Origin of the sequence: Pantoea sp. SIMBA_079 (genome assembly GCF_046940275.1) — a bacterium.
Classification (GTDB): domain Bacteria; phylum Pseudomonadota; class Gammaproteobacteria; order Enterobacterales; family Enterobacteriaceae; genus Pantoea; species Pantoea borealis.
The window spans coordinates 191,335-216,746 of sequence record NZ_JAWRYR010000001.1 but is presented as its reverse complement, the minus strand read 5'-3'; the positions used below and the strand labels follow the sequence as shown (position 1 = coordinate 216,746).

17 protein-coding genes and 1 tRNA gene are annotated in these 25,412 nt (G+C 59.1%); 12 read left to right on the top strand and 6 right to left on the bottom strand.

Annotation, left to right across the window (positions count from 1 at the left end):
- Positions 1-27 precede the first annotated feature (27 nt).
- Together dcd and udk are read right to left on the bottom strand one after the other, a co-directional pair.
- Positions 28-609 (bottom strand): dCTP deaminase, encoded by a 582-nt coding sequence (dcd, locus tag SB719_RS00975; RefSeq protein WP_065648909.1) that lies wholly within the window; start codon positions 607-609, stop codon positions 28-30.
- A gap of 85 nt (positions 610-694) precedes the next feature.
- Positions 695-1,333: a uridine kinase gene (gene udk / locus SB719_RS00970; RefSeq protein WP_039385396.1), complete on the bottom strand. Its 639-nt coding sequence runs from the start codon at positions 1,331-1,333 to the stop codon at positions 695-697.
- A 233-nt stretch (positions 1,334-1,566) separates the two neighbouring features.
- On the opposite strand from udk, the gene SB719_RS00965 reads away from it, so the two are divergent.
- The 3 genes from SB719_RS00965 (at position 1,567) to yegD (ending at position 6,290) form a co-directional block, all read left to right on the top strand.
- Positions 1,567-2,178 (top strand): phosphatase PAP2 family protein, encoded by a 612-nt coding sequence (locus SB719_RS00965; RefSeq protein ID WP_065648908.1) that lies wholly within the window; start codon positions 1,567-1,569, stop codon positions 2,176-2,178.
- 118 nt (positions 2,179-2,296) lie between these two features.
- Positions 2,297-4,861 carry a diguanylate cyclase gene (locus tag SB719_RS00960; RefSeq protein ID WP_412158764.1) on the top strand — a complete coding sequence of 855 codons (2,565 nt, stop codon included), beginning with the start codon at positions 2,297-2,299 and terminating at the stop codon, positions 4,859-4,861.
- A 76-nt stretch (positions 4,862-4,937) separates the two neighbouring features.
- Positions 4,938-6,290, top strand: a complete 1,353-nt coding sequence (yegD, locus tag SB719_RS00955) for a molecular chaperone (RefSeq protein ID WP_412158763.1) — start codon at positions 4,938-4,940, stop codon at positions 6,288-6,290.
- Between the two features lie 45 nt (positions 6,291-6,335).
- Here the strand turns inward: yegD and SB719_RS00950 are convergent, their stop codons facing one another.
- The gene (locus tag SB719_RS00950; protein ID WP_412158762.1) at positions 6,336-7,670 is read right to left on the bottom strand and encodes a carbohydrate porin; all 1,335 of its coding nucleotides are present in this window, start codon (positions 7,668-7,670) and stop codon (positions 6,336-6,338) included.
- A gap of 213 nt (positions 7,671-7,883) precedes the next feature.
- Complete coding sequence (locus tag SB719_RS00945) at positions 7,884-8,846, bottom strand: aldo/keto reductase (protein WP_412158761.1); 963 nt, start codon at positions 8,844-8,846, stop codon at positions 7,884-7,886.
- 244 nt (positions 8,847-9,090) lie between these two features.
- Between SB719_RS00945 and SB719_RS00940 the strand changes: the two genes are divergently transcribed.
- From SB719_RS00940 to yegS, 8 genes are all read left to right on the top strand, one after another.
- On the top strand, positions 9,091-10,296 hold the full coding sequence (locus SB719_RS00940) for an MdtA/MuxA family multidrug efflux RND transporter periplasmic adaptor subunit (protein ID WP_304233181.1): 1,206 nt from the start codon (positions 9,091-9,093) through the stop codon (positions 10,294-10,296).
- The gene (locus tag SB719_RS00935; RefSeq protein WP_412158760.1) at positions 10,296-13,418 is read left to right on the top strand and encodes an MdtB/MuxB family multidrug efflux RND transporter permease subunit; all 3,123 of its coding nucleotides are present in this window, start codon (positions 10,296-10,298) and stop codon (positions 13,416-13,418) included. Before SB719_RS00940 ends, SB719_RS00935 begins: the two co-directional genes overlap by 1 nt.
- Positions 13,415-16,492, top strand: a complete 3,078-nt coding sequence (mdtC, locus tag SB719_RS00930; RefSeq protein ID WP_412158759.1) for a multidrug efflux RND transporter permease subunit MdtC — start codon at positions 13,415-13,417, stop codon at positions 16,490-16,492. Before SB719_RS00935 ends, mdtC begins: the two co-directional genes overlap by 4 nt.
- A gap of 298 nt (positions 16,493-16,790) precedes the next feature.
- A complete protein-coding gene (gene mdtD, locus SB719_RS00925) occupies positions 16,791-18,188 on the top strand; it encodes a multidrug transporter subunit MdtD (RefSeq protein ID WP_065648900.1) in 1,398 nt (465 codons plus the stop codon).
- 38 nt (positions 18,189-18,226) lie between these two features.
- Positions 18,227-19,570 (top strand): two-component system sensor histidine kinase BaeS, encoded by a 1,344-nt coding sequence (baeS, locus tag SB719_RS00920; RefSeq protein ID WP_412158908.1) that lies wholly within the window; start codon positions 18,227-18,229, stop codon positions 19,568-19,570.
- 9 nt (positions 19,571-19,579) lie between these two features.
- Complete coding sequence (gene baeR / locus SB719_RS00915; RefSeq protein ID WP_412158758.1) at positions 19,580-20,287, top strand: two-component system response regulator BaeR; 708 nt, start codon at positions 19,580-19,582, stop codon at positions 20,285-20,287.
- A 136-nt stretch (positions 20,288-20,423) separates the two neighbouring features.
- Positions 20,424-21,794 carry a tRNA 5-hydroxyuridine modification protein YegQ gene (yegQ, locus tag SB719_RS00910; protein WP_304233197.1) on the top strand — a complete coding sequence of 457 codons (1,371 nt, stop codon included), beginning with the start codon at positions 20,424-20,426 and terminating at the stop codon, positions 21,792-21,794.
- A gap of 228 nt (positions 21,795-22,022) precedes the next feature.
- Entirely contained in the window at positions 22,023-22,922 is a 900-nt protein-coding gene (gene yegS / locus SB719_RS00905) for a lipid kinase YegS (protein WP_293004804.1), read from the top strand.
- Positions 22,923-23,044: 122 nt separating this feature from the next.
- On the opposite strand, the gene SB719_RS00900 is transcribed toward yegS, so the two are convergent.
- On the bottom strand, positions 23,045-24,166 hold the full coding sequence (locus SB719_RS00900; protein ID WP_065648896.1) for a Gfo/Idh/MocA family protein: 1,122 nt from the start codon (positions 24,164-24,166) through the stop codon (positions 23,045-23,047).
- 264 nt (positions 24,167-24,430) lie between these two features.
- Between SB719_RS00900 and SB719_RS00895 the strand changes: the two genes are divergently transcribed.
- A tRNA-Asn gene (locus SB719_RS00895) sits at positions 24,431-24,506 on the top strand.
- Positions 24,507-24,570: 64 nt separating this feature from the next.
- On the opposite strand, the gene thiD is transcribed toward SB719_RS00895, so the two are convergent.
- Positions 24,571-25,371, bottom strand: coding sequence for a bifunctional hydroxymethylpyrimidine kinase/phosphomethylpyrimidine kinase (thiD, locus tag SB719_RS00890; protein ID WP_065650444.1), 801 nt, complete (start codon positions 25,369-25,371; stop codon positions 24,571-24,573).
- Positions 25,372-25,412: the final 41 nt, after the last annotated feature.

Genomic DNA, 25,412 nt, shown 5'->3' with positions numbered 1-25,412 from the left:
AGCCCTGCCCGGGCGCGGGTACAGCGATTAATCTTTATCAATACGGCTGGCGTCAGCACCCTGCTGACCGCGATATTTTGCATCTTCACGCCGGTTATAAGGACGTGCGGCCGGACCCGATAGCGGCTCAAAGCTCAGCGCCCCAATCAGCATACCGGGACGCAGCGCCAGCGGCAGCTTGCCGGAGTTATAAAACTCCAGCACGATACGCCCCTGCCAGCCAGGATCGATGCGGTGCGCCGTAACGTGAACCATTAACCCTAGTCGCGCCAGGGAAGAACGTCCATCCAGCCAGCCAACCAGATCGTCCGGAATGGTCACCGACTCCAGCGTGACCGCCAGCGCCAGCTCACCCGGATGCAGGAAAAACGCTTCACCTTCCGGTAACACAATCTCGTCACTCATTACCCGATCCAGCGCGGCGCTGACCGCGTGCTTGGGTCCGCTCAGGTCGATAAAGGCGGCTGTGTGACCGCTGAACGTACGAAATCCGTTACCCAGCCGTACATCTACCGTGGCGCCGTTAATGCGTTCCACCGGGGGACGCGGCTCAATGGCCAGCTTGCCGCTGTCGAGCCAGGCTTCAATATCGCGATCGCATAATCTCATCGCAGGAACTCCCTAATTAAGTGTAGCGAAAGGCCGTCAGCACGGTGACAGCCCTGACGCATTCGATCCATGCCGAAGCAGCGTATCAAAGATACTGATTAATTTTCGCTTTGAGAATATCGATAGCGATACGGTTTTTACCGCCGCGCGGCACAATAATGTCGGCGTACTGTTTGGAAGGCTCAATAAACTGCAGGAACATCGGACGGACCGTTTTCTGATACTGATTCATGACGGAATCCATGGAGCGACCACGTTCATTCACGTCGCGCTTCATGCGGCGCATCAGACAGATATCCAGTGGCGTGTCGACAAAAATAGAGAAGTTCATCTCCTGACGCAGACGCGCGTCAGTCAGCAGCAGAATGCCCTCAAGGATAATCACCTTTTTGGGCTTCAGATGAATGCTTTCGCTGGTACGGGTATGTTCAACATAGCTGTAAACCGGCAGATCGATATCCTGTCCTGACTTGATCGCACGCAGATGCTGCAGCAGCAGATCGTGATCCATCGCGCTCGGATGGTCATAGTTGGTTTTTACCCTCTCTTCCATGGTGAGGTGGCTTTGATCTTTATAGTAGGCATCTTCGGGGATCACACCGATATGCTCGTCACCGACCTGGTCACGGATTTCACGAAAGAGCGTGCTGGCAATAAGGCTTTTTCCGGATGCAGATGCACCTGCGATGCCAACGATCACGCACTGATGGGACTTGTCAGTCATACTTTTTTAAGACCTGATAACTGGGAGCACGCCTCTGCCGAAGCAGCAACGGGCCAAATGAGAGGGTTTGGTGGCGGCAATTATAGGTATTTCGCTGGTTTGACGCCAGAGTAAATGCGGCATCGCCTTTTTTCAGAAAATCTCCTTTTGGCAGGCAGCCGCTGAACCGATAGACTGTCAGGCTGCCCGCACCCGGTTGGTGCGGGTCGCCCGTTAGCCCTGCAAGGAAAAATATGAGCTGGAGAACACTGACCTATTTTGGCGACAGTATGCTGTTGATCCCCACCGCGGTGATCATCGCCCTGGTGCTGCCGTGGAAAAGCAACAGCCGGCGTACCGTCTGGTACTGGCTGCTGGCGTTTGGTCTCGCCGGTCTGCTGGTCAGCCTGTCTAAAATTATGTTTCTCGGCTTTGGCATTGGCAGCGCACGCTTTAATTTCACCGGCTTTAGCGGGCACAGCGCAATGTCATCCACGCTCTGGCCGGTGATGATGTGGCTGATTTCCGGGCGCTGGTCCACCTTCTGGCGCGCCGTAACCATCGCCATCGGCTACGCCATCCCGCTGATGGTCGGTTTCTCCCGCCTGGTTATTCACGCACACTCCGTCAGCGAAGTGCTGGCAGGCCTGCTGCTTGGCTTTACCCTGAGCAGCGCGTTTCTCATCAGCCAGCGCCGCACCGTACTCAAAGGCTTCAGCGCGCTTCAGGTCGGTGTCGCCTTTCTGGTACCGCTGCTGCTGATGGGGCACGGGCGCGTCGCCACCACGCAGCAGTTCCTTGAGCGCCTGTCGGTAAAGCTCGCCGGACTGGAAAAACCGTTTAAGCGTGCAGACCTTTTTCGCTGACAGCATCGTGACTTAAACCAATTCGGCGTAAAGATCCTGTCTGAATGTGCTAGCATGCTGAGCAGAAATTGACTGGCGTATTTTCCCCATACCGGGTTGCGCGCTGCTGGACTGGTACATGATTGTTAAGATAGTCACCGCGCAGGATACATCGCCAGGCCGCTGGCTGACTGCCGTCAGACTGAGCATACTGGCTTTTCTGCTTACGCTGTTTTGTCTGGAACTGATTGTGGTCAGCGGGCGTATTTCGCCGCTGTGGTATTCAACGGCGCTGATGACCGGCGTTATTTTCCGCGCGCCGCTGAAGCATATTCCGCTGCTGCTGGCTGGCTGTGTCGCGGGCACGACGCTGGCGAATCTGCTCATTATTGGCCCTGCGCTCAGCAATGTTAAATTTGCCATTCTGAACCTGATACAAGCGCTGCTGGCAGGCGGGATGCTGCGTCTGCTGCTGAATCGGCGTGCGCCACTTAATGCCCTGCCCGACTGGATCCGCTTTGCCCTGTGCGCCGGTGTGCTGGCCCCTCTGCTGGGCGGACTGATTGCGCTCTGGCTGCTGCAGGTGGATAAGCAGGCGCTGCTGCCCTTTTTAACGACCTGGGTGATTTCGGAAGTGATCGGCGTGCTGGCTTTTGGTCCGGTGGTACTGCTGTGGCCCGATAAGCCGCTGCGAGAGCTGATCGCCCCGGGCCGTCAGCTGGAGACCCTGCTGACGCTGCTGGTTACCCTGCTCGCCAGCTATCTCTCTCTGCGCTTTCTGCCGTGGCCGTTTACCTTTATCGTGGTGATCCTGTTTTGGTGCGCGGTCCGGCTGCCAAAATTTGAAGCGTTCCTGCTCTGTTTTATTAATGCCAGTTTCATCTCGCTGCTGCTGGCGCTGGACTGGGTCAATCCGGTACAAACCGGCGCGTCACCCGGCCTGGTTTCAGCCTGGCTGCCCTTTCTGCTGGTGCTGCTGCCCAGCCATATCATGGCGCTGGTGATGGACGCATTCCGGCGCGAGAAAAATCATATTACCGAAAGCGAAACGCGCTTCCGCAACGCGATGGAGTACTCTGCTATCGGTATGGCGCTGGTCGGCATCAACGGTAAATGGCAGCAGGTTAACCAGTCCCTTTGCCGTACGCTGGGTTATCGCGCGTATGAACTGACGCAGCTGACCTTTCAGGAGATCACTCATCCGGACGATCTGCACAGCGATCTGCAGCTAATGGAGCGTCTGCTGGCGGGCGATCTGATGTCCTACACCTTTGAAAAACGCTATTTCCGCAAAGATGGCGAGATTGTCTGGTCGCGTCTGACCGTCTCTATGGTGCGTGACGCGCAGCAGCAGCCGCTCTATTTTATCGCGCAGATTGTCGATATCTCCGAACTGCGTCAGAGCGAACAGCGGAACCGCCAGCTAATGGAGCGCATTACGCTGGCCAACGAAGCGGGCGGCATCGGCGTGTGGGAGTGGAACCTGAGAACCGGGGAGATGCTCTGGGACAAGCGCATGTATGAGCTGTTTGCGCTGGAGCCGGAGCAGAAACCCACGTATGACCTCTGGCTGCATCTGGTCGATCCGGCCGAGCGGGAAAGCCTGGCGCTGACTGTGCAGCAGGCCATTGAGCGCCGCTCGGCGTTTCATCTTGAGTATCGTCTCAACCTGCCGCACGGCGTACAGTTTATCCGCTCAGAAGCCAATCGTATTCTGAGTCAGGATGGGCAGATCGAGCGCATGCTCGGTATCTGTCAGGATATCACCTCACTGCGTACGCTTAACGAAGCGCTGTTCCAGGAAAAAGAGCGTATGGCGATCACCCTGGATTCGATTGGCGAAGCGGTGATCAGCACCGATGATGAGATGTGCGTGACCTTCATGAACCCGGTCGCTGAGAGCCTGAGCGGCTGGCCGCAGGAACAGGCGGCGGGCATGCCGCTCAGCGAGCTGCTGAATATTACGCGCGGCGCTGATGGCCCGCGTATTGAGAATCTGCTGCTCTGCACGTTACCGGATGAAAAAGTTTCTCCGACGCTGGATGAAGGGCTGGTGCTGCATACGCTGGCAGGCGCGCAGATTGAGATCCACTACAGCATTACCCCGCTGAAAACCCTGGCGGGCAGCACCATTGGTGCCGTGATGGTCATTCAGGATGTCAGCGAGTCGCGCCAGATCATGAAGCGTCTGAGCTATAGCGCGTCACACGATATGCTGACGCAGCTGCCCAACCGACCCAGTTTTGAGGATCAGCTGAAACGGCTGGTCAATGATGCGGCCGTCACCGGCACGCCGCATGTGCTGGTGTTTATCGACCTGGATAAATTTAAAGCAGTCAACGATACCGCAGGGCATGCGGCGGGTGATGCACTGCTGCGTGAGCTGGCGGTGCTGATGCAGCAGCAGCTGCGCAGCAGTGATATGCTGGCGCGCCTTGGTGGCGATGAGTTTGGCATCCTGCTGCCGCACTGCGAGGTCGACCACATCCGCGATCTGGTACAGAGCATTGTGGATGTTGTGAATGACTATACATTTTACTGGAAAACGCACCCTTACCATGTGGGTGCCAGCGCCGGCATCACACAGATTGATGCGCGCAACTGCCTCAGCAATGTGGTGATGTCGCAGGCCGATGTCGCCTGTTACAGCGCTAAACATGCCGGACGCGGTCAGTATCAGGTTTATCAGGATGCAGAGAGGTAAAGCAGCGCACTGCATATTGCCAGCATGACCAGCCTGCGCTAAAGTCGCCCCCTTTTTTTCTGGCATGGGGCATAAGATGTATATCGGTTTTGACTACGGCACAGCGAACTGCGCTATCGCAGTAAGCGATAACGGCACGCCGCGGATGCTGGCGCTGGAAAATGACCAGCCGCTGCTGCCCTCAATGATTTGCGCCCCCGTACGCGAGGCGATTAGCGAATGGCTGCATCGCCACCATCAGGTGCCCACTCCGGCGAGCGAAAGCACCACCCTGCTGCAGCGTGCACTGCGCTATAACCGCGAAGAAGATATCGAGATAACGCCTGGCAGCGTGCAGTTCGGGCTGACCGCGCTGCAGCAATATATGGTGGAGCCGGAAGATGTCTGGTTCGTCAAATCACCGAAATCCTTTTTAGGTGCCTCTGGCCTGAAGCCGCAGCAAATCGCCTTTTTTGAAGATCTGGTGTGCGCCATGATGGTGCATATCCGCCAGCAGGGTGAGGCGCAGCTCGGGCAGCAGATTGACCAGGCGGTTATCGGTCGCCCGGTGAACTTTCAGGGGCTGGGCGGTGACGATGCTAACCAGCAGGCGCAGGGTATTCTGCTGCGCGCGGCACAGCGGGCCGGCTTTCGTGACGTCGAGTTTCAGTTTGAGCCGGTCGCAGCCGGGCTGGACTTTGAAGCCACGCTGGACAGAGAGACGCGCGTGCTGGTGGTCGATATCGGCGGCGGCACCACCGACTGCTCCATGCTGCTGATGGGGCCAGAGTGGCGCCAGAAAGCTGACCGTCACGCCAGCCTGCTGGGCCATAGCGGCTGTCGCGTCGGCGGTAACGATCTCGACATTATGCTGGCGTTTAAAACGCTGATGCCGCTGCTGGGCCTGGGTGGCAGCACCCGCAAGGGCACGGCGCTCCCCGCCCTGCCGTGGTGGAACGCCGTCGCAATCAACGACGTTCCGGCGCAAAGCGAGTTCTATTCTGCGGCCTGCGGTAAGCTGCTGCAGGATCTGGTGCGGGATGCAGAAGCGGGAAACAGCGTGGCGCATCTGCTCAAAGTATGGCAGCAGAAGCTAAGCTACCGGCTGGTACGCGCGGCTGAAGAGAGCAAAATTGCGCTCTCAGCACAGGCGGAAACGGATGCGTCGCTGGCGTTTATTGCACAGTCACTGCAGGCAGAGATCAGCGCGACGCAGCTGGAAGAGGCGATCAGCCAGCCGCTGGAGCGGATGCTGGAACAGGTACAGCTGGCGCTGGCCACCAGCGAGACCCGCCCGGATGTGATCTATCTCACTGGCGGCAGCGCACGCTCGCCGGTGCTGCGTGCCGCGCTGCAGCAGGCGCTGCCTGACACCCCGATTGCCGGCGGCGATGACTTTGGCTCGGTAACCGCCGGACTGGCGCGCTGGGCAGAGGTGATGTTCCGCTAGTCAGTCGTAAGAGGAGGCGCAGCCTGTGCGCCTCCTCTTAGTCCGTCAGAAGTTGATATTGGCTGAGATGCCGCCGACAAAGGCGTCTTTCACCTCTCCGACCGCGCCCGGTGCCACGACATACTGCAGGTTAGGTCGCAGCTGCAGCCACTTCGCCAGCTGCGCATTGTAATAAATCTCATAGTTGTATTCCGAGCCCGCCTGCAGCGGCAGATAGGCCGGGCTGTCGAAGCGCGTTTCGCCGCTGGCCGCATTCTGCTGGCGCAGGGCGCGGCTGTAAGCGCTGTTAACGTGAATACGCGCGACGCCGGCACCTATCTCATCCTGCGGACGCGCATCGAACGGCCCCTTCCAGGTAAAACTGATGGACTGATAATTATCGGTTTTCGACGTCTTACGATCGTTCATTACCGCCTGCACCGTTATCCCCAGCCCGCGGCTGGCGTCCCCGCCCTGCGCGGTCAGCTGCTGCTGCAGCAGCAGGTAGCCGCCATACGCGTGATCCTGACGCTGATAGCCCCCTTCACGCCAGCTGCCGTAATTATCTCCGTTTACCGAGGAGTAGTAATAGCCAAGGCGATAGTTACCCGGCAGACCCGCTGCGCCCAGGGTCGGTTTCCAGCCCAGCTCGACCGGCACCAGATTGCCTTCTGAATGACGGGTATCCAGACGGAAACCGTCGCCGCGATCGTAGTTGGCACGATTCTGGTTATAGAAGCCGACCTGGAAGAAGAGATCGGGCGTGATGTTCGCTTTGACGCGCCCGCCCCACTGTGAAACCGGCCAGTTGAACCAGCGATCGCCGCGCCAGTTGCCTGCCTGCCCGCTGCCAAATGCAAGGTTCTGAAACTTGCTGTCAAGGCTGTCAAAATCTTCACCTACGGTGACCCGTCCGGCCTTGAGATTGACCCGGTTGTCAAACAGCCCTTTGCTCAGCCAGAACTGCGTCAGACGCCACGTCTGCCCGCGACCATAAACCTCCTGCACGGAGGAGAGCATGCCGGTGCGGCGATCGGCTACCTGATCAGAAATATTGCGCCCGTCGCGATTAGTCACCGTTACCTGGAACTGCGCATCCTGCCAGTCGAGCAGTTTCTGCAGATCGAGATTCGCGCCAAATGCCCACTGATCGCTGTAGCGCATAGAGGTGTGACTGTCAGCCCCGCCACCGAGGTTGGCGGCGCTCTCCATGGTGTAATTAACGTCAAACTTCACGCCCTCATTTTCCAGCTGCGCGCGGCTACCGTTCCAGTCGCCCAGCATCCAGGGTGAATCGTAGCTGAACGCATCTGCCGCGATGGCGCCAGAGCTGAACATAGCCAGCATCAGCGTGCCCGCAACCAGGCGTGGCAGCGGCCGCAAAGCAAAAATTGTTTTCATCGTTGTTATCTTCTGCAAGTTATAAGGGAAAATCGCGCAGAGGATAGTGCCGGGCAGCAGCAGGGTTTTGCAGTTTCGTGTGGATTTCGATCTGTACTGACAGTGGATTATCGCATTTGTGATGAAGATCTAAGATTTAAACATTTAAAACGTGACGGTGACTATTGATTGCTCTGCATCAATGTACGGGGTGCCGCAGCACCCCGGCCGGGATCAGACGCGGCTGGCGCGCGCCAGCTCCTCAATTTCCTGTTTGCTCAGCTCCAGCTGAGTGGCTTTGACCAGTTCATCCAGCTGCGCCAGCGAGGTTGCGCTGACAATCGGTGCGGTGATGCCGGGACGCGCAATCAGCCACGCCAGCGCCACCTGCGTGGCTGAGGCATCGTGTGAAGCGGCGATATCTTCCAGCGCCTCAATAATGCGACTGCCGCGCTCATTAAGATATTTTTCCACTATCGCCTGCCCGCGCGGGCTTTTGCTGGCATCCTGCGGCTTTTTGTACTTCCCGCTGAGAAAGCCGCTTGCCAGTGAGTAGTAGTTGATCACGCCAAGCCCGTTTTTCACTGCCACCTGCTCCAGGCCGTTCTCATACCCTTCGCGATCGTAAAGGTTATATTCCGGCTGCAGCGTTTCATAGCGAGCCAGCCCTTCTTTGCTGCTGACATCCAGCGCTTCCTGCAGGCGCGCTGCGGAGTAGTTTGAAGCACCGATGGCCCGCACTTTGCCCTCTTTGATCAGGGAGTCGAACGCTTTCAGGGTATCCACCAGCGGTGTCTGCTCATCATCGCGATGCGCCTGATAAAGATCGATCACATCCGTCTGCAGCCGGCGCAGCGAATCCTCTACCGCCTGACGAATGTAAGCGGGCTTCAGTCCGGTTTTTTCCGGCGACAGCTCCATGCCGACTTTGGTCGCCAGCACGATCCGATCGCGCTTGCCGCTCTGCTTCAGCCACTTGCCGATAATGGTTTCCGACTCCCCTCCCTGATTGCCCGGGACCCAGCGGGAATAGACATCCGCGGTATCGATAAAAAACAGGCCGTGTTCGACCAGCGCATCCAGCAGTGAAAACGAGGTCTTTTCATCGACCGTCCAGCCAAAAACATTGCCACCAAACGTCAGGCGCGGAACGGTAATACCACTGTCGCCCAGCTGGCGGGTTGCAGGTTGTTTCATTGCGCTCTCCCTGGTTAAACAAGATAGGTTTGTCTTTAAGCGTAGCAAATGAAAAAGTCGCAGCAGGGTCTATTCATGCCAGAATAGTGTCAGCATTGGGGATCCTTTACGCCGCGCTGAGCAGATATTCTTAATTCCTTCAATTTTCGCCTGGCGCAGGCGGCTACACTTATTTTCGTTTGCGCTGCCCGGATGTCGGGCAGGCATATCAGGAAGACGACATGGCTGGAGAGCACGCAGAGTAATGAAGAGTCGAACCAAAACGGGTCTGTTAGTTCTTATTGCGCTGGCGGTAGCGGCCGGCGGTTATTACGCCTGGCATTCGCGCACCACGCCATCACAGACGGCACCGGCTAACGAGAAGCGTGGCGCAGCAAACCGGCCAGCTACGCCGGTACAGGCCGCAGCCGCCGTGCTGCAAAGCGTGCCTTACTACCTGAATGGCCTCGGCACCGTCACCGCTGCAAATACGGTCACGGTGCGCAGTCGCGTTGAGGGTCAGCTGATGGCGCTGCATTTTACCGAGGGTGAACAGGTTGCTGCCGGCACGCTGCTGGCTGAGATCGATCCGCGGCCGTATCAGGTTGCGCTTACGCAGGCGCAGGGCCAGCTCGCCCGCGATCAGGCCACGCTGGCGAACGCCCGTCGCGATCTCAGCCGGTATGAAAAGCTGGCGAAAACATCACTGGTATCACAACAGGATCTCGATACCCAGCGGGCGCTGGTCAGTGAAACGCTGGGCACCCTTAAAGCGGATGAGGGCAACGTCGCGAGCGCGCAGCTTAATCTGACTTACAGCCGCATTACCGCGCCGATTGCCGGACGTGTCGGGTTACGCAAGGTTGACACCGGCAACTATATTAGCGCCGGCGATACTGACGGCCTGGTGGTGATCACCCAGACGCATCCGATTGATGTGGTATTCAGCGTGGCTGAGAACAATATCAGCCAGATCCTGAAAGCGCAGAAAAGCGGTCAGCCGCTGGTGGTGGAGGCCTGGGATCGCAGCAACACCATGCTGCTGACGCAGGGCACGCTGCTGAGCCTGGATAACCAGATCGATACCACTACCGGCACCATTAAGCTAAAGGCACGCTTCAGCAATGAAGATGACACCCTGTTTCCCAACCAGTTTGTTAACGCCCGTCTGAAAGCAGATACGCTGCAGAACGCCGTGACTATTCCGACCGCCGCGCTGCAGATGAGCAATGAGGGTCACTTTGTCTGGGTGGTGAACAGCGAGAACAAGGTAAGTAAGAAACGCGTCACCGCCGGACTGCAGGATAGCCAGAAAGTGGTGATCAGTGCCGGACTGGAGGCGGGCGAGCGCGTCATCACCGACGGCATCGATCGCCTCACTGACGGCGCGACGGTTGACGTTGTGGCACCGCAGAGTACGGCGACAGAGACCACGCGTGCCGCGCAGCCAGCACGGGGAGAGCGTCAATAATGCAGGTGCTGCCTCCTGACGCTGGCGGCGGGCCGTCACGTCAGTTTATTTTACGCCCGGTGGCCACCACGCTGCTGATGATTGCGATTCTGCTGGCTGGCCTGCTTGGCTACCGCTTTCTGCCGGTTTCAGCGCTGCCGGAAGTGGATTACCCCACTATTCAGGTTGTCACGCTCTACCCCGGCGCCAGTCCGGATGTGATCACCTCGTCGATTACCGCCCCGCTGGAGCGTCAGTTCGGGCAGATGTCCGGGCTGAAACAGATGGCGTCACAAAGTTCCGGCGGCGCCTCGGTGATCACGCTGCAGTTTCAGCTGTCGCTGGCGCTGGATGTGGCGGAGCAGGAAGTTCAGGCGGCGATTAACTCCGCCACTAACCTGCTGCCTGACGATCTGCCTAATCCGCCCGCGTACAGTAAGGTGAACCCCGCCGATCCGCCGATCATGACGCTGGCGGTCACCACAACCAGCCTGCCGCTGACGCAGGTGCAGGATATGGTTGAAACGCGCGTGGCGCAGAAAATTGCTCAGGTCTCCGGCGTGGGCCTGGTCACGCTGTCCGGCGGACAGCGTCCGGCGGTCCGGGTAAAAATGAATGCGCAGGCGCTGGCGGCGTTAGGACTGACCAGCGAAGATGTGCGCACCGCTATCCGTAATGCCAACGTTAACTCCGCGAAAGGCAGCCTTGATGGCCCGTCACGATCTGTCACGCTGTCAGCAAACGATCAGATGACATCAGCAGAAGATTACCGCCGCCTGATTATCAGCTACAGCAACGACGCACCGGTGCGGCTGGGGGACGTTGCAACCATAGAATCGGGCGCAGAGAACAGCTGGCTGGGAGCCTGGGCTAACCGCCAGCAGGCGATAGTGCTTAACGTGCAGCGGCAGCCCGGTGCCAATATTATCGACACCGCCGATAACATCCGGGCGCTGCTGCCGTCACTGACCGCGACGCTGCCTAAATCGGTCGACATGAAACTGCTGACCGATCGCACAACGAACATACGCGCTTCGGTATCTGATACGCAGCATGAACTGATGCTGGCCATGGCGCTGGTCGTCATGATCATCTACCTGTTTCTGCGTAATATCCCGGCCACGATTATTCCTGCCGTGGCGGTCCCGCTCTCACTGATTGGTACGTTTGCCGCCATCTATTTTATGGGCTTCTCGGTTAACAACCTCACGCTGATGGCACTGACCATCGCCACCGGCTTTGTGGTGGATGATGCCATTGTGGTGATCGAGAATATTTCACGCTATATCGAGAAAGGTGAGAAACCGCTGACTGCCGCGCTGAAAGGCGCGGGAGAAATCGGCTTTACCATTATTTCGCTCACCTTCTCGCTGATTGCGGTGCTGATCCCGCTGCTGTTTATGGGCGATGTAATTGGCCGGCTGTTTCGTGAATTTGCCGTCACGCTGGCCATTGCCATTCTGATCTCAGCCGTGGTGTCACTGACGCTGACGCCGATGATGTGCGCGCGCATGCTGAGCGCAGCGTCGCTGCGCCGGCAGAACCGCTTCTCCCGCGCCAGCGAGGCGCTGTTTGAGCGGGTCATTGCCGGTTACGGACGTGCACTGACGCGTGTGCTGCGGCATCCGTGGCTGACGCTCAGCGTGGCGCTTGGCACGCTGCTGATGACGGTACTGCTGTGGATCATGATCCCGAAAGGCTTCTTCCCGCAGCAGGATAACGGCATTATTCAGGGCACCCTGCAGGCGCCGCAGTCGGTCTCTTACGCCAGTATGGCGCAGCGCACGCGTGATGTGGCCTCCGTGGTGATGAAGGATCCGGCGGTTGAAAGCCTGACTTCTTTTGTCGGGGTGGACGGCACCAACCCTGCGCTTAACAGTGCCCGGCTGCAAATTAACCTTAAGCCGCTGGATGAGCGCGACGACCGCATTCCGGTGGTGCAGGCGCGGCTGCAGCAGGCGGTGGCGCAGATCCCGGGGGTCTCACTCTGGCTGCAACCGGTGCAGGATCTCACCATTGAGACGCAGAGTAGCCGTACCCCTTATCAGTTTACGCTGCAGTCTGGCTCGCTTGACGCTCTGAGCAGCTGGGTACCCGCCCTGCTCAGCCAGCTGGCTGAGGCCCCCCAGCTGCGCAATGTCAGCAGCGACTGGCAGGATCAGGGGCTGGAGGCGTATGTGCGCGTTGATCGCGACAGCGCCAGCCGGCTCGGAATATCCATGGCTGATGTCGATAATGCGCTGTATAACGCGTTTGGTCAGCGGCTGATCTCAACGATTTACACGCAGGCAAACCAGTATCGTGTGGTGCTGGAGCAGGATAATGCACAGACGCCGGGGCTGGCGAGCCTGGAGGGTGTGCGGCTCAAAAGCAGCGACGGCGGCAGCGTGCCGCTCAGCGCTATCGCCAGCACAGAAGAGCGGCATACCGCTCTCAGCATCAATCACCTCGATCAGTTCCCGTCCGCGACGTTCTCTTTTGACGTAGCCGACGGCTATTCGCTGGAGGAAGCGCTGCAGGCCATTACCGCAGCAGAAGGGGCGCTGGGTATGCCGTCGGATATTGTCACGCAGTTCCAGGGCAGTACGCTGGCGTTTGAAGCGGCGCTGAGCAGCACCGTCTGGCTGATTGTGGCTGCCGTGGTCGCAATGTATATCGTCCTTGGCGTGCTGTATGAGAGCTTTATCCATCCGATCACTATTCTCTCTACCCTGCCCACTGCGGGCGTGGGGGCACTGCTGGCGCTGATGCTGAGCGGCAACGAACTCGATATTATCGCCATTATCGGCATCATCCTGCTGATCGGTATTGTGAAGAAAAACGCCATTATGATGATTGACTTTGCGCTGGCAGCAGAGCGTGAACAGGGCATGGCGCCGCGTGACGCGATCTATCAGGCCTGCCTGCTGCGCTTCCGCCCGATCCTGATGACCACGCTGGCGGCGCTGCTGGGCGCGCTGCCGCTGATGCTCAGTACCGGCGTCGGAGCCGAGCTGCGGCATCCGCTCGGTATCGCCATGGTGGGCGGCCTGATCCTCAGCCAGATCCTGACGCTGTTTACCACGCCGGTCATCTATCTGCTGTTTGACCGGCTGGCGCACGCTACCCGCCGGCGCTTCAGCCGTCCGGAGGCGCAGTCGTGAGGTTTTTTGCCCTCTTCATTCACCGTCCGGTCGCCACCATCCTGCTGACGCTGGCGATTGCGCTGGCGGGGATGCTCGGCTTTCGTCTGCTGCCGGTTGCCCCGCTGCCCCAGCTCGACTTTCCGGTGATTATGGTGTCGGCGTCGCTGCCGGGTGCGTCGCCGGAAACCATGGCCGCCTCGGTGGCCACGCCGCTGGAGCGCTCGCTGGGACGCATCGCCGGCGTGAGCGAGATGACCTCCACGAACTCACTGGGCAGCACGCGCATCATTCTGGTGTTTGATTTTGACCGCGATATTAATGGTGCCGCGCGTGATGTGCAGGCGGCGATTAATGCAGCGCAGAGCCTGCTGCCCTCGGGTATGCCGAGCCGTCCTTCTTATCGAAAAGCGAACCCCTCGGATGCGCCGATCATGATCCTGACGGTGACCTCGGACGACTATAATCCGGGTCAGCTCTATGATTACGCCTCGACGCAGCTGGCGCAAAAACTGTCGCAGATTGAGGGCGTCGGCGACGTCACGGTAGGCGGCAGTTCGCTGCCCGCCGTGCGCGTCGATCTCAATCCGCAGGCGCTGTTTAATCAGGGGGTATCGCTGGATGCGGTGCGCAGCGCCATCAGTAACGCCAACCAGCGACGACCACAGGGCGCAATCGACGATCGCCAGCAGCGCTGGCAGCTGCGTACCAATGATGAACTGCAGAGCGCCAGCGCCTATCAGCCGCTGGTGGTGCACTATAACAACGGTGCGGCGGTCCGGCTCAGCGATGTCGCCAGCGTACAGGATTCGGTGCAGGATGTGCGCAACGCCGGACTGACCAACGGCAAGCCAGCGGTGCTGCTGGTGATCCGGAAGTCGCCGGACGCCAATATCATCGATACCGTGGATCGCATTCGCGCTGAACTGCCGGTGCTGCACGATTTCATCCCGGCGGCGATCGATCTGCAGATTGCGCAGGATCGCTCGCCAACGATTCGCGCCTCGCTGCATGAAGTGGAGCAGTCGCTGGTGATTGCCGTGGTGCTGGTGATTCTGGTGGTGTTTCTGTTCCTGCGCGACGGCCGGGCCACGCTTATTCCTGCCGCAGCGGTGCCGGTCTCACTGATTGGCACCTTTGCTGCTATGTATCTGTGCGGCTTCAGTCTTAACAACCTGTCGCTGATGGCGCTGACTATCGCCACCGGGTTTGTGGTGGATGATGCGATTGTGGTGCTGGAGAATATTGCCCGACACGTGGAGGCTGGCATGAAGCCGCTGCAGGCGGCGCTGACCGGCGTCCGTGAAGTCGGCTTCACCGTGCTGTCGATGAGCCTGTCCCTGATTGCGGTGTTTTTGCCGCTGCTGATGATTGGCGGCATTATCGGACGCTTCTTTTCGGAGTTTGCCATTACGCTGTCGGTGGCGATCCTGATCTCGCTCTTTATCTCCGTCACGCTGACGCCGATGATGTGCGCATATCTGCTGAAGCCGCAACCGGCGCAGCGGGCTGCCCCGGGGCTGTTCAGCCGGCTGCTGCAGCGGACGCAGGACGGCTATGCGCGCTCGCTGCGCCGGGTGCTGCAACACGCTATCTGGGTGCTGCTGCTGCTCGGCGGCACGGTAGCGATGACCGTCTGGCTGTTTATTACCATTCCCAAAACCTTTATGCCGGAGCAGGATACCGGTCGTCTGAGCGGCTTTTTGTCTGCCGATCAGAGCATCTCATTTCAGGCGATGCGCGGTAAGCTGGAAGATTTTATGAATATCATCAAAATGGATCCGGCGGTGGATAATGTCACCGGCTTTATCGGCGGTCTGGGCACCAACAGCGGCCTGATGTTTATCGCGCTGAAACCCCTCACTGAGCGCAGCGAAAGCGCCCAGCAGGTGATCGCCCGTCTGCGTACTAAACTGGCCAAAGAGCCGGGTGCCAGCCTCTATCTGAACGCCGTGCAGGATATTCGCGTCGGCGGGCGGGAGTCGAACGCCAGCTATCAGTACAGCCTGCTGTCGGATAACCTCGCCGACTTGCGTGAATGGGAACCCAAAATTCGCAAAGCCTTCTCTGCCCTGCCGCAGCTCGCTGATGTTAACTCCGATCAGCAGGATAAAGGCAGCGAAATGGCCATCACCTACGATCGCGAAAGCATGGCGCGCCTGGGCATAGACGTTTCAGCCGCCAATGATCTGCTGAACAACGCCTTTGGCCAGCGCCAGATCTCAACCATCTATCAGCCGCTGAATCAGTATAAAGTGGTGATGGAGGTGGATCCGCGCTATACCCAGGATATCAGCGCGCTCGACCAGATGTTTGTGGTCAGCAGCGACGGTAAAGCGATCCCGCTGAGCGGCTTTGCCCGATGGCAGCCCGCTAACGCACCGCTGTCCGTCAACCATGAGGGGCTTTCTGCGGCGACAACCATTTCGTTTAATTTGCCGGAAGGCGTTTCACTGTCGCAGGCCTCTGCGGCGATCGATCGCACCATGACGGCTCTGGGGGTGCCCTCCAGCGTGCGCGGCAGCTTTGCCGGTACCGCGCAGGTGTTTCAGCAGTCGCAGTCCAGCCAGCTGTGGCTGATGCTGGCGGCCATTGCGGCGGTCTATATCGTGCTGGGTATTCTGTATGAGAGCTATGTACACCCGCTGACGATTCTGTCGACGCTGCCGTCGGCCGGAACCGGCGCGCTGCTGGCGCTGAAGCTGTTTGATACGCCGTTCAGCCTGATTGCGCTGATTGGTATTTTGCTGCTGATAGGCATTGTGAAAAAGAACGCCATCATGATGGTCGATTTTGCGCTGGAGGCGGAACGCCGGCAGCAGCTGAGTCCGCGTGAAGCGATTTTTCAGGCGTGTCAGCTGCGTTTTCGTCCGATTCTGATGACCACGCTGGCCGCGCTGTTTGGTGCGCTGCCGCTGGTGCTGACCAGCGGCGACGGGGCCGAGCTGCGGCAACCGCTGGGCATCACCATCGCCGGTGGCCTGGTGGTAAGCCAGCTGCTGACGCTCTACACCACGCCGGTGATCTATCTGCTGATGGATAAATTACGCCGCCGCAGAGCAGTTACGGAGCCGGCAGCCACCCGGATGCCGTAGGGGGCGCATTTATGCGCCCCTGGCAACCGAACGCACATGAATCCAGGGCGCCATTAATGGCGCCCCTACGCGGACGATTTCGGCATTAATGCGCCCCGGGCAATCAACGCGCACGAAACAAGGGCGCCATTAATGGCGCCCCTACGGGAACATGCCAACTGGTTTCCGTAGGGGGCGCATTAATGCGCCCCGGGCAAACAGCGCACACGAAACCAGGGCGCCATTAATGGCGCCCCTGCGGGGGCGCATTAATGCGCCCCGGGGTAAACAAACGCGCCTTTACGCTGGAGGAGAGAAGATGAATACACCTGCCACCACGGTACGCTGGCAGCTCTGGATTGTGGCGTTTGGCTTCTTTATGCAGACGCTGGATACCACCATTGTCAACACTGCGCTGCCCTCTATGGCACAGGATCTCGGCGTCAGCCCGCTGCATATGCATTCCGTCATCGTTTCTTACGTTCTGACGGTTGCGGTGATGCTGCCGCTGAGCGGCTGGCTGGCTGATCGCTTTGGCGTGCGTAACATCTTTTTCAGCGCGATTGTGCTGTTCAGCGTCGGATCGCTGTTTTGTGCGCTGGCTGCCACGCTTAACCAGCTGGTCCTGGCGCGCGTGGTGCAGGGCATCGGCGGCGCAATGATGGTGCCGGTGGGCCGCTTAACGGTCATGAAAATTGTGCCGCGCGAGCAATATATGTCCGCCATGACCTTTGTCACCCTGCCGGGTCAGATTGGCCCGCTGCTCGGTCCGGCACTCGGCGGCGTACTGGTTGAATACGCCAGCTGGCACTGGATTTTTCTCATCAATATCCCGGTCGGGATTATTGGTGCTATCGCCACGCTGATGCTGATGCCTAACTACACCATGCAGACGCGCCGGTTTGACTTTGCCGGCTTTCTGCTGCTGGCGGCTGGCATGGCGGCGCTGACGCTGGCGCTGGATGGCGGCGGCAGCGGCGCACTGCTGCCCGGTCTCCTGATCCTCACCGGTGTACTGTCGCTGCTGTTCTATCTGATGCACGGCCGCCATAATGACAACGCGCTGTTCAGCCTGCGGCTGTTTGATAACCGTCTCTATTCGATTGGTCTGCTCGGCAGCTTTACCGGGCGCATCGGCAGCGGCATGCTGCCGTTTATGACGCCGGTGTTTCTGCAGGTAGGTCTTGGCTTCACGCCGTTTCACGCCGGGCTGATGATGATCCCGATGGTGCTGGGAAATATGGGCATCAAGCGTGTGGTGGTGCGCATCGTGAATCTGTTTGGCTACCGCCGCGTACTGGTCAGCAGCACGCTGGCGCTGGCAGGGGTCGTAGCGCTGTTTGCCGTGGTGGCGCTGGCCGGCTGGATCTGGCTCCTGCCGCTGGTATTGCTGCTGCTCGGCATGGTCAATGCCCTGCGTTTTTCCGCCATGAATACCCTGACGCTGAAAGATCTGCCGGACGATCTCGCCTCCGGTGGGAACAGCTTGCTGTCGATGATCATGCAATTGTCGATGAGTATCGGCGTCACGCTCGCCGGTCTGCTGCTTGGCGCGTTTGGCCACCAGGCCGCTGCCGGCAGCGACATGGCGCAGCAGACCTTTGCCTGGACCTGGCTCTGTATGGTGGTGGTGATCGCCCTGCCGGCGCTGGTGTTCTGGCGGGTACCGGAAGCCCTCAGTAAAAATGTTGATCTCAGAACCAGGAGCAATAAGTGATTGCGCGTTTCCGGCCCGGCATCGGCGCCAAACTCTTTATGGCGATTTTTGGCACCTGCATGCTGGTCATTATTACTATGCACTGGGGAGTACGGCTCAGCTTTGAGCATGGCTTTGTTGATTACATTAAAAAGGGCAACGAACAGCGGCTGACGCTGCTGAGTGATGCGCTGGCGGATCAGTATGAGCAGCACGGCAGCTGGGATTTCCTGCGCCAGAACGATCGGCTTATCTTCACCATTCTGCGCTCGCTGGAGCAGAACCCTGGCAGCCACAATCCGCTGCCGCCGCACGGCTGGCGCACACAGTTCTGGATCATCGATCAGCAATATAAGGTGCTGTCAGGCCCGCGCGCACCAATTCCGCCAAAAGGAACCCGGCGTAACATCACCACCAGCACCGGTAAAATTGTCGGCTGGGTGATTGCCTCGCCGGCGGAAAACCTGACGCGCAGCACCGATATCAATTTTGACCGGCAGCAGCGCCAGACCAACTGGATGATCGTCACGCTCTCTACCCTGCTGGCGGCGCTGGTGACCTGGCTGCTGGCACGCGGCCTGCTGGCGCCGGTCAAACGGCTGGTAGAGGGCACGCATCAGCTGGCAGCGGGTAAATTTGCTACCCGGGTTAAGGTTGATAGCGGTGATGAAATTGGTCAGCTGGCGCGCGACTTTAATCAGCTGGCGCAGTCGCTGGAAAAAAATGAGAGTAATCGCCGCGCGTTCATGGCGGATATCTCCCATGAGCTGCGCACGCCGCTGGCGATCCTGCGTGGCGAGCTGGAGGCGATACAGGATGGCGTGCGGCAGGTCACGCCTGAGGCGATAAGTTCGCTGCAGAGCGAGGTGGTGGTACTGACCAAGCTGGTGGATGACCTGCATCAGCTGTCGCTCTCCGATGCGGGTGCCCTTGCCTACCGCAAACAGCCGCTGGATCTGGTTAACCTGCTGGAAGTGATCGCCGGCAGCTTTGCCGGACGCTATCGCACGCACCATCTGACGCTGCAGCTGCAGCTGCCTGCAGAAGCCAGCAGCTTTGGCGATCCTGACCGGCTGATGCAGTTGTTTACGAACCTGCTGGAAAACAGCCTGCGCTACACCCATCCCGGCGGCGACGTCCGCATTACCATGCGGCAGCAGGAGGATCGGTGGCTGCTCTGTATTGATGACAGCGCACCCGGCGTAGCGGCGGCGCAGCGCACGCAGCTGTTCGAGCGCTTTTTCCGTGCGGAAAATTCCCGCAATCGCGCCAGTGGAGGCTCCGGTCTGGGGCTGGCTATCTGTAAAAATATCGTCGAGGCGCACGGCGGTACGATTTCTGCAGAGCACTCTGATTTAGGTGGCGTACAAATCAGGCTAAACTTGCCCTATGTTCCCCAGTAGAAAGCCCGTATGAGCCCGGAAAATAGCGATCCACTAATTCTTGTTGTTGAAGATGAACCCAAGCTGGCGCAGCTGATGATCGATTATCTGCAGGCGTCGAACTATCGCACGCATCATATTGCCAGTGGCGGCGAAGTGCAGGCCTGGCTGCAGCACACTACGCCCGCGCTGTTGCTGCTCGACCTGATGCTGCCGGGCTGCGACGGTATGACGTTGTGCCGCGAAATACGCCGCAGCTCCGACCTGCCAATTATTATGGTCACCGCCCGCACCGAAGAGATTGACCGCCTGCTGGGGCTGGAGACCGGCGCGGATGACTATATCTGCAAGCCGTTCAGCCCGCGCGAAGTGGTGGCGCGCGTGAAAACCATTCTGCGCCGCGTGCGTAAATCGCCGGAAGAGACGCAGCAGGCGTCGCTGCTGATGATTGACGAAGGTCGCTTTCAGGCCAGCTGGCGTGCCGCTCCGCTGGAGCTGACGCCGGCGGAGTTCCGCCTTCTGAAAACGCTGTCGCTGGAACCCGGCAAAGTGTTTTCCCGCGAGCAGCTGCTGAATCAGCTTTATGATGATTACCGTGTAGTGACCGACCGTACTATTGACAGCCATATCAAAAACCTGCGCCGCAAGCTTGAGGCGCTGGATGCCGATCAGCCGTTTATTCGTGCGGTATATGGTATCGGCTATCGCTGGGAGGCGGATATGTGCCGGCTGGCATAGCCTGTTATTGATCCCGATCAATTTACTTCACTCCGCACCCTGCCTACAATTCCCGCCTCTTTTGCAGAGCCGCACGCTGCGGCTTCTGCTGCGGCCATCCGCGATGGCCAGCTGACCTGACATCAGTGAGTCTTCCATGTTTAAACCTGAACTGCTCTCCCCGGCGGGAACGCTGAAAAATATGCGTTACGCCTTTGCCTACGGCGCTGATGCCGTTTATGCCGGCCAGCCGCGCTACAGTCTGCGCGTACGCAACAACGAATTCACACATGACAATCTGGCGCAGGGGATCGCTGAAGCGCACGCGCTGGGTAAAAAATTCTATGTGGTGGTTAATATCGCGCCGCATAACGCCAAACTGAAAACGTTTATTCGCGACCTCACACCGGTGGTGGCAATGCAGCCGGATGCGCTGATTATGTCCGATCCGGGGCTGATTATGCTGGTGCGCGAGGCGTTTCCGGCCATCTCCATCCACCTTTCCGTGCAGGCCAACGCCGTCAACTGGGCCACGGTGAAATTCTGGCAGCAGATGGGGCTGACGCGCGTCATTCTGTCACGCGAGCTTTCGCTGGAGGAGATTGCGGAGATCCGCACGCAGGTGCCAGAGATGGAACTGGAGATCTTTGTTCACGGCGCGCTCTGCATGGCCTACTCCGGCCGCTGCCTGCTCTCTGGCTATCTCAACAAACGCGATCCAAACCAGGGCACCTGTACCAACGCCTGCCGCTGGTCGTATAAGGTCTCCGAAGGTCAGCAGGATGAGGTCGGCAATATTACCGGCATGCATGAGCCGTCCGGACAGCAGGCTCCCGTGCCCGGCCACAACGCACCAACCGACCGGCTGTTTCTGCTGGAAGAGAAAATGAAGCCCGGCGAGGTAATGAGCGCCTTTGAAGATGAGCACGGCACCTACATCATGAACTCAAAGGATTTGCGTGCGGTGGCGCACGTGGAGCGGCTGAGCGCGATGGGCATCCACTCGCTGAAAATTGAAGGACGCACCAAATCATTCTACTACTGTGCGCGGACCGCGCAGGTCTATCGCCGCGCCATCGATGACGCCGCAGCGGGTAAACCCTTTGATACTTCTTTGCTCGCCACGCTGGAAGGTCTGGCGCATCGGGGTTATACCGAAGGCTTTCTGCGCCGCCACACCCATGACAGCTACCAGAATTATGAGCAGGGTTTTTCCGTTTCTGAGCGCCAGCAGTTTGTGGGCGAGTTTACCGGCGAGCGGCGCGGTGACTGGGCGCAGATTGCGGTGAAAAACAAATTCCTGCAGGGCGATGCGGTGGAGATCATGACGCCGCAGGGCAACCTGACCTGCACGCTGGAGGCAATGCAAAACGATCGCGCTGAAGCGATCGGCGTTGCACCCGGCGACGGCCATCGGGTCTGGATCCCGGTGCCGGCAGAAGTGGATCTCACCTTTGCACTGCTGCTGCGCAATCTCCCTGAAGGCAACACCACCAGCGATCCGCACGGCAAAAATCGCACAAAATGAAAAAAAGGCGGCGAAGTTAGAACAGGATCACAGACGGTCGCAACGCCGCGCTTTAGAATCGCGCCTGCTGCTAATGAGTAACAATATCCAGCATGCACGACCAGGAACCACCTCATTTACCCGCCCGGCTCCCCCGCGCGGGTTTTCTTTTTTCAGCGCCTGCCGATAAAGTTCCCGCCGCAGCTATGCTATAACCACATCCCTGTCTCACGTTTCAAGGAACTGAAGATGCACACTACACCGCTCACGCTGCTGATCCTGAATGGAAAAGGCGCCGGCAATGAGGATCTGCGCGCGGCCGTTAATACGCTGCGCGAAGAGGGCTTTAATCTGGCCGTGCGCGTCACCTGGGAAAAGGGTGATGGCGATCGCTATGTACAGGAAGCGGTTGCTCTGCAGGCGGAAACCGTTATCGCAGGTGGCGGCGACGGCACCATTAATGAGATTGCCACGGCGCTGGCTGCCGTGCCCGACGCCTCGCGTCCGGTGCTCGGTATTCTGCCGCTGGGCACCGCCAACGATTTTGCCACCAGCGTGGGTATTCCGGCTGAAATGGAGCCGGCGCTGCGCCTTGCCGTAGTGGGTAAAGCCACCGCTATCGATCTGGCACGGGTCAATGGCGACCGCTATTTTATCAATATGGCGACCGGCGGCTTTGGTACGCGCATCACCACCGAAACGCCGGAGAAGCTGAAATCCGCGCTGGGAGGCGTCTCTTACTTTATCCACGGTTTGATGCGCGTGGACGCGCTAAAACCTGACAGCTGTGAAATCAGCGGGCCCGGTTTCAGCTGGCAGGGGGACGCGCTGGTTATCGGTATCGGCAATGGTCGCCAGGCGGGTGGCGGACAGCGCCTCTGCCCGGATGCGCTGATCAACGATGGTCAGCTTAACCTCAGCATCGTGACCGCGCAGGAGCTGCTGCCAACGCTGTTCCATTCGCTGACGCGCGATGATGAGAACCCTAATATTGTGTCGGCTCAGCTCGACTCCCTGACCATTCGCTCGCCGCATGAGATGACGTTTAATCTGGACGGTGAACCGCTGAGCGGCAGTGAATTCACCATTGACGTGCTGCCGGGGGCAATCAGCTGTCGCCTGCCGCCACAGTGTGCGCTTCTGGCGTAACAACGGGCGTGCGTAACATCAGGGGCGCATCAATGCGCACCCTGTGACTTGCAGGGTCGCCACACCCGGCGACCTCCTCAAAAGCCGCTCTGCAGTCAGGGCGACTGGCTTAACCCTCCGCATCACACCTTCATCCAGCGCCGCTCAGCCGCCGAAACTGCGATGGCTTCCAGCACCTTTTGTACCTGTAACCCTTCGGCAAAGTCCGGCCACATACGATCGCCCGCCGCGATGCCGTTGATCAGGTCGCGGATCTCCACGGTTTTCTGGTCGTTAAAACCGATACCGTGTCCGGCAGAGACGCAGAAGCTGGCGTAGTCCGGATGCGCCGGCCCGGTGAGCAGCGTTTTAAAGCCCTGCCGCCCGGCAGGCTCATCGTGGAGATAAAGCTCCAGCTCCGCCATGCGCTCCTGGGTATAACGCAGCGTGCCCCGGGTGCCGGTCACTACGTAGGTCAGCCCCATTTTGCTGCCGCAGGCGATGCGTGAGGTCTCAATAACCCCGTGCGCGCCATTTCTGAAGCGCAGCAGCGCGCTGGCCTGATCTTCATTCTCTACCGGCAGCAGACGCGCAGGATCTTTAGGGTCGGGCCGCTGCGTGATAACCGTCATCATGTCACCGCTGACTTCCTCGATGTCGCCCACCAGATAGTGCGCCATATTGACGATGTGCGCTGCCAGATCGCCCAGCGCGCCCAGCCCCGCCAGTTTTTGCTGACAGTGCCAGTCCAGCGGCGTCTGCGGGCTGGCGAGATAATCTTCGTTATGGGTGCCGTAAAAATGCACCACGTCACCAATCTCGCCGCGCGCAATGATTTCCCGCGCCAGCTGGCTGGTCGGGTTTTTCATGTAGTTAAAGCCCACCAGCGTTTTTACACCTGCCCGCTCTGCGGCCTGTACCATCTCCTCTGCATCCGCTACGCTCAGCGACAGCGGTTTTTCCGAGTAGACATGTTTGCCGTGGCGAATCGCCTCCAGCGCCATCTCTTTATGCAGGAAGTTGGGCGCGCAGATATCCACGACATCGATCTGCGGATCGCTGACCAGCTCGCGCCAGTCGCCGGTGGAACGGGCAAAGCCAAACGTGGCGGCCTGCTTTGCCGCCAGGGCCGGGTTTACTTCAGCCAGCATCTCACGCACGATCTCCCCCTTCAGGGCAAATACCGTGGGTGCCTGCGCATAGGCGATAGCGTGACACCGCCCGATATATCCGCTGCCAATCATTCCGATTCTGACTCTGTTCATGCTGCACCCGTGAAAAGTAGAGAAGGTTTCGCGGAATATATGTTTCATATTTCGGCGCCACAATGGCGAAATGAAATATCTGTGATCATTGATGTGGGGCACACGACAAAACCAGCAATTACCGCTGTAAGGTTGCAGTACTTTGGTGATATTCCTCACATTGTGTCAGGCAGTGGCGGTTTATTCAGCAGTCGGTGAAAATTTTGCAAAAGGGCTTTGACACGCAGCAGGCTGCCCGATATTATGCGCCCCGTTCCACACAATTCCTCTGTAGTTCAGTCGGTAGAACGGCGGACTGTTAATCCGTATGTCACTGGTTCGAGTCCAGTCAGAGGAGCCAGATTCTTAAAAAGAGCAGCCTGTAAGGCTGCTTTTTTTATGCCTGCGTACTATCCGCCTGCGTCCTACCACCAGTGATGAAAATGATGCACCGGCCCGATGCCCTTTCCTGCCTCCAGTGAATCGGCCTGCAGCAGCGCCTGCTGCAGCCAGCCTTTTGCCGCTGCCACTGTATCAGCCCAGCTCTCATGCCGTGGTCGCAGCGCCGCCAGCGCTGCCGACAGTGTACAGCCGGTGCCGTGGGTATGACGCGTCGCCACGCGCGGCGCCGTAAAACGGGTGCGGCCGCTGCGGGTGATCAGCCAGTCAGGGCTCTCTGCATCCTCCAGATGGCCGCCTTTCATCAGCACCGCTGCACAGCCGAGATCCAGCAGTCCCTCCCCCTGCTGCAGCATGGCGCGCTCATCCCGGGCAGGTGCCGTTTCCAGCAGCGCCGCCGCTTCCGGCAGATTAGGCGTGATCAGTGAAACCTGCGGCAGCAGCCGCTCACGCATCGCTGCCACCGCCTCGGGTGCCAGCAGCGCATCGCCGCTTTTGGCAATCATGACCGTATCCAGCACCACAAACGGCAGCCGCGCACGCGCCAGTTTTTCCGCTACGACCTCCACAATATCGCTCCCGGCCAGCATGCCGATTTTCGCCGTATCGATACGGATATCGCTCAGGACCGAATCGAGCTGTGCGGCGACAAACGCCGGGGAAAGATAACAGACCGACTGCACGCCGCAGGTATTTTGTGCCACCAGTGCGGTAATGACGCTGGTGCCGTAGGCGCTGAGTGCAGAAAAGGTTTTGAGATCGGCCTGAATCCCCGCGCCGCCGCTGGGATCGGTGCCGGCAATGGTCAGGGCATTTATACGGGGCAAGCCGCGCGGCAAAGCAGAGAAAGGGTGGGTCATCATAGCGC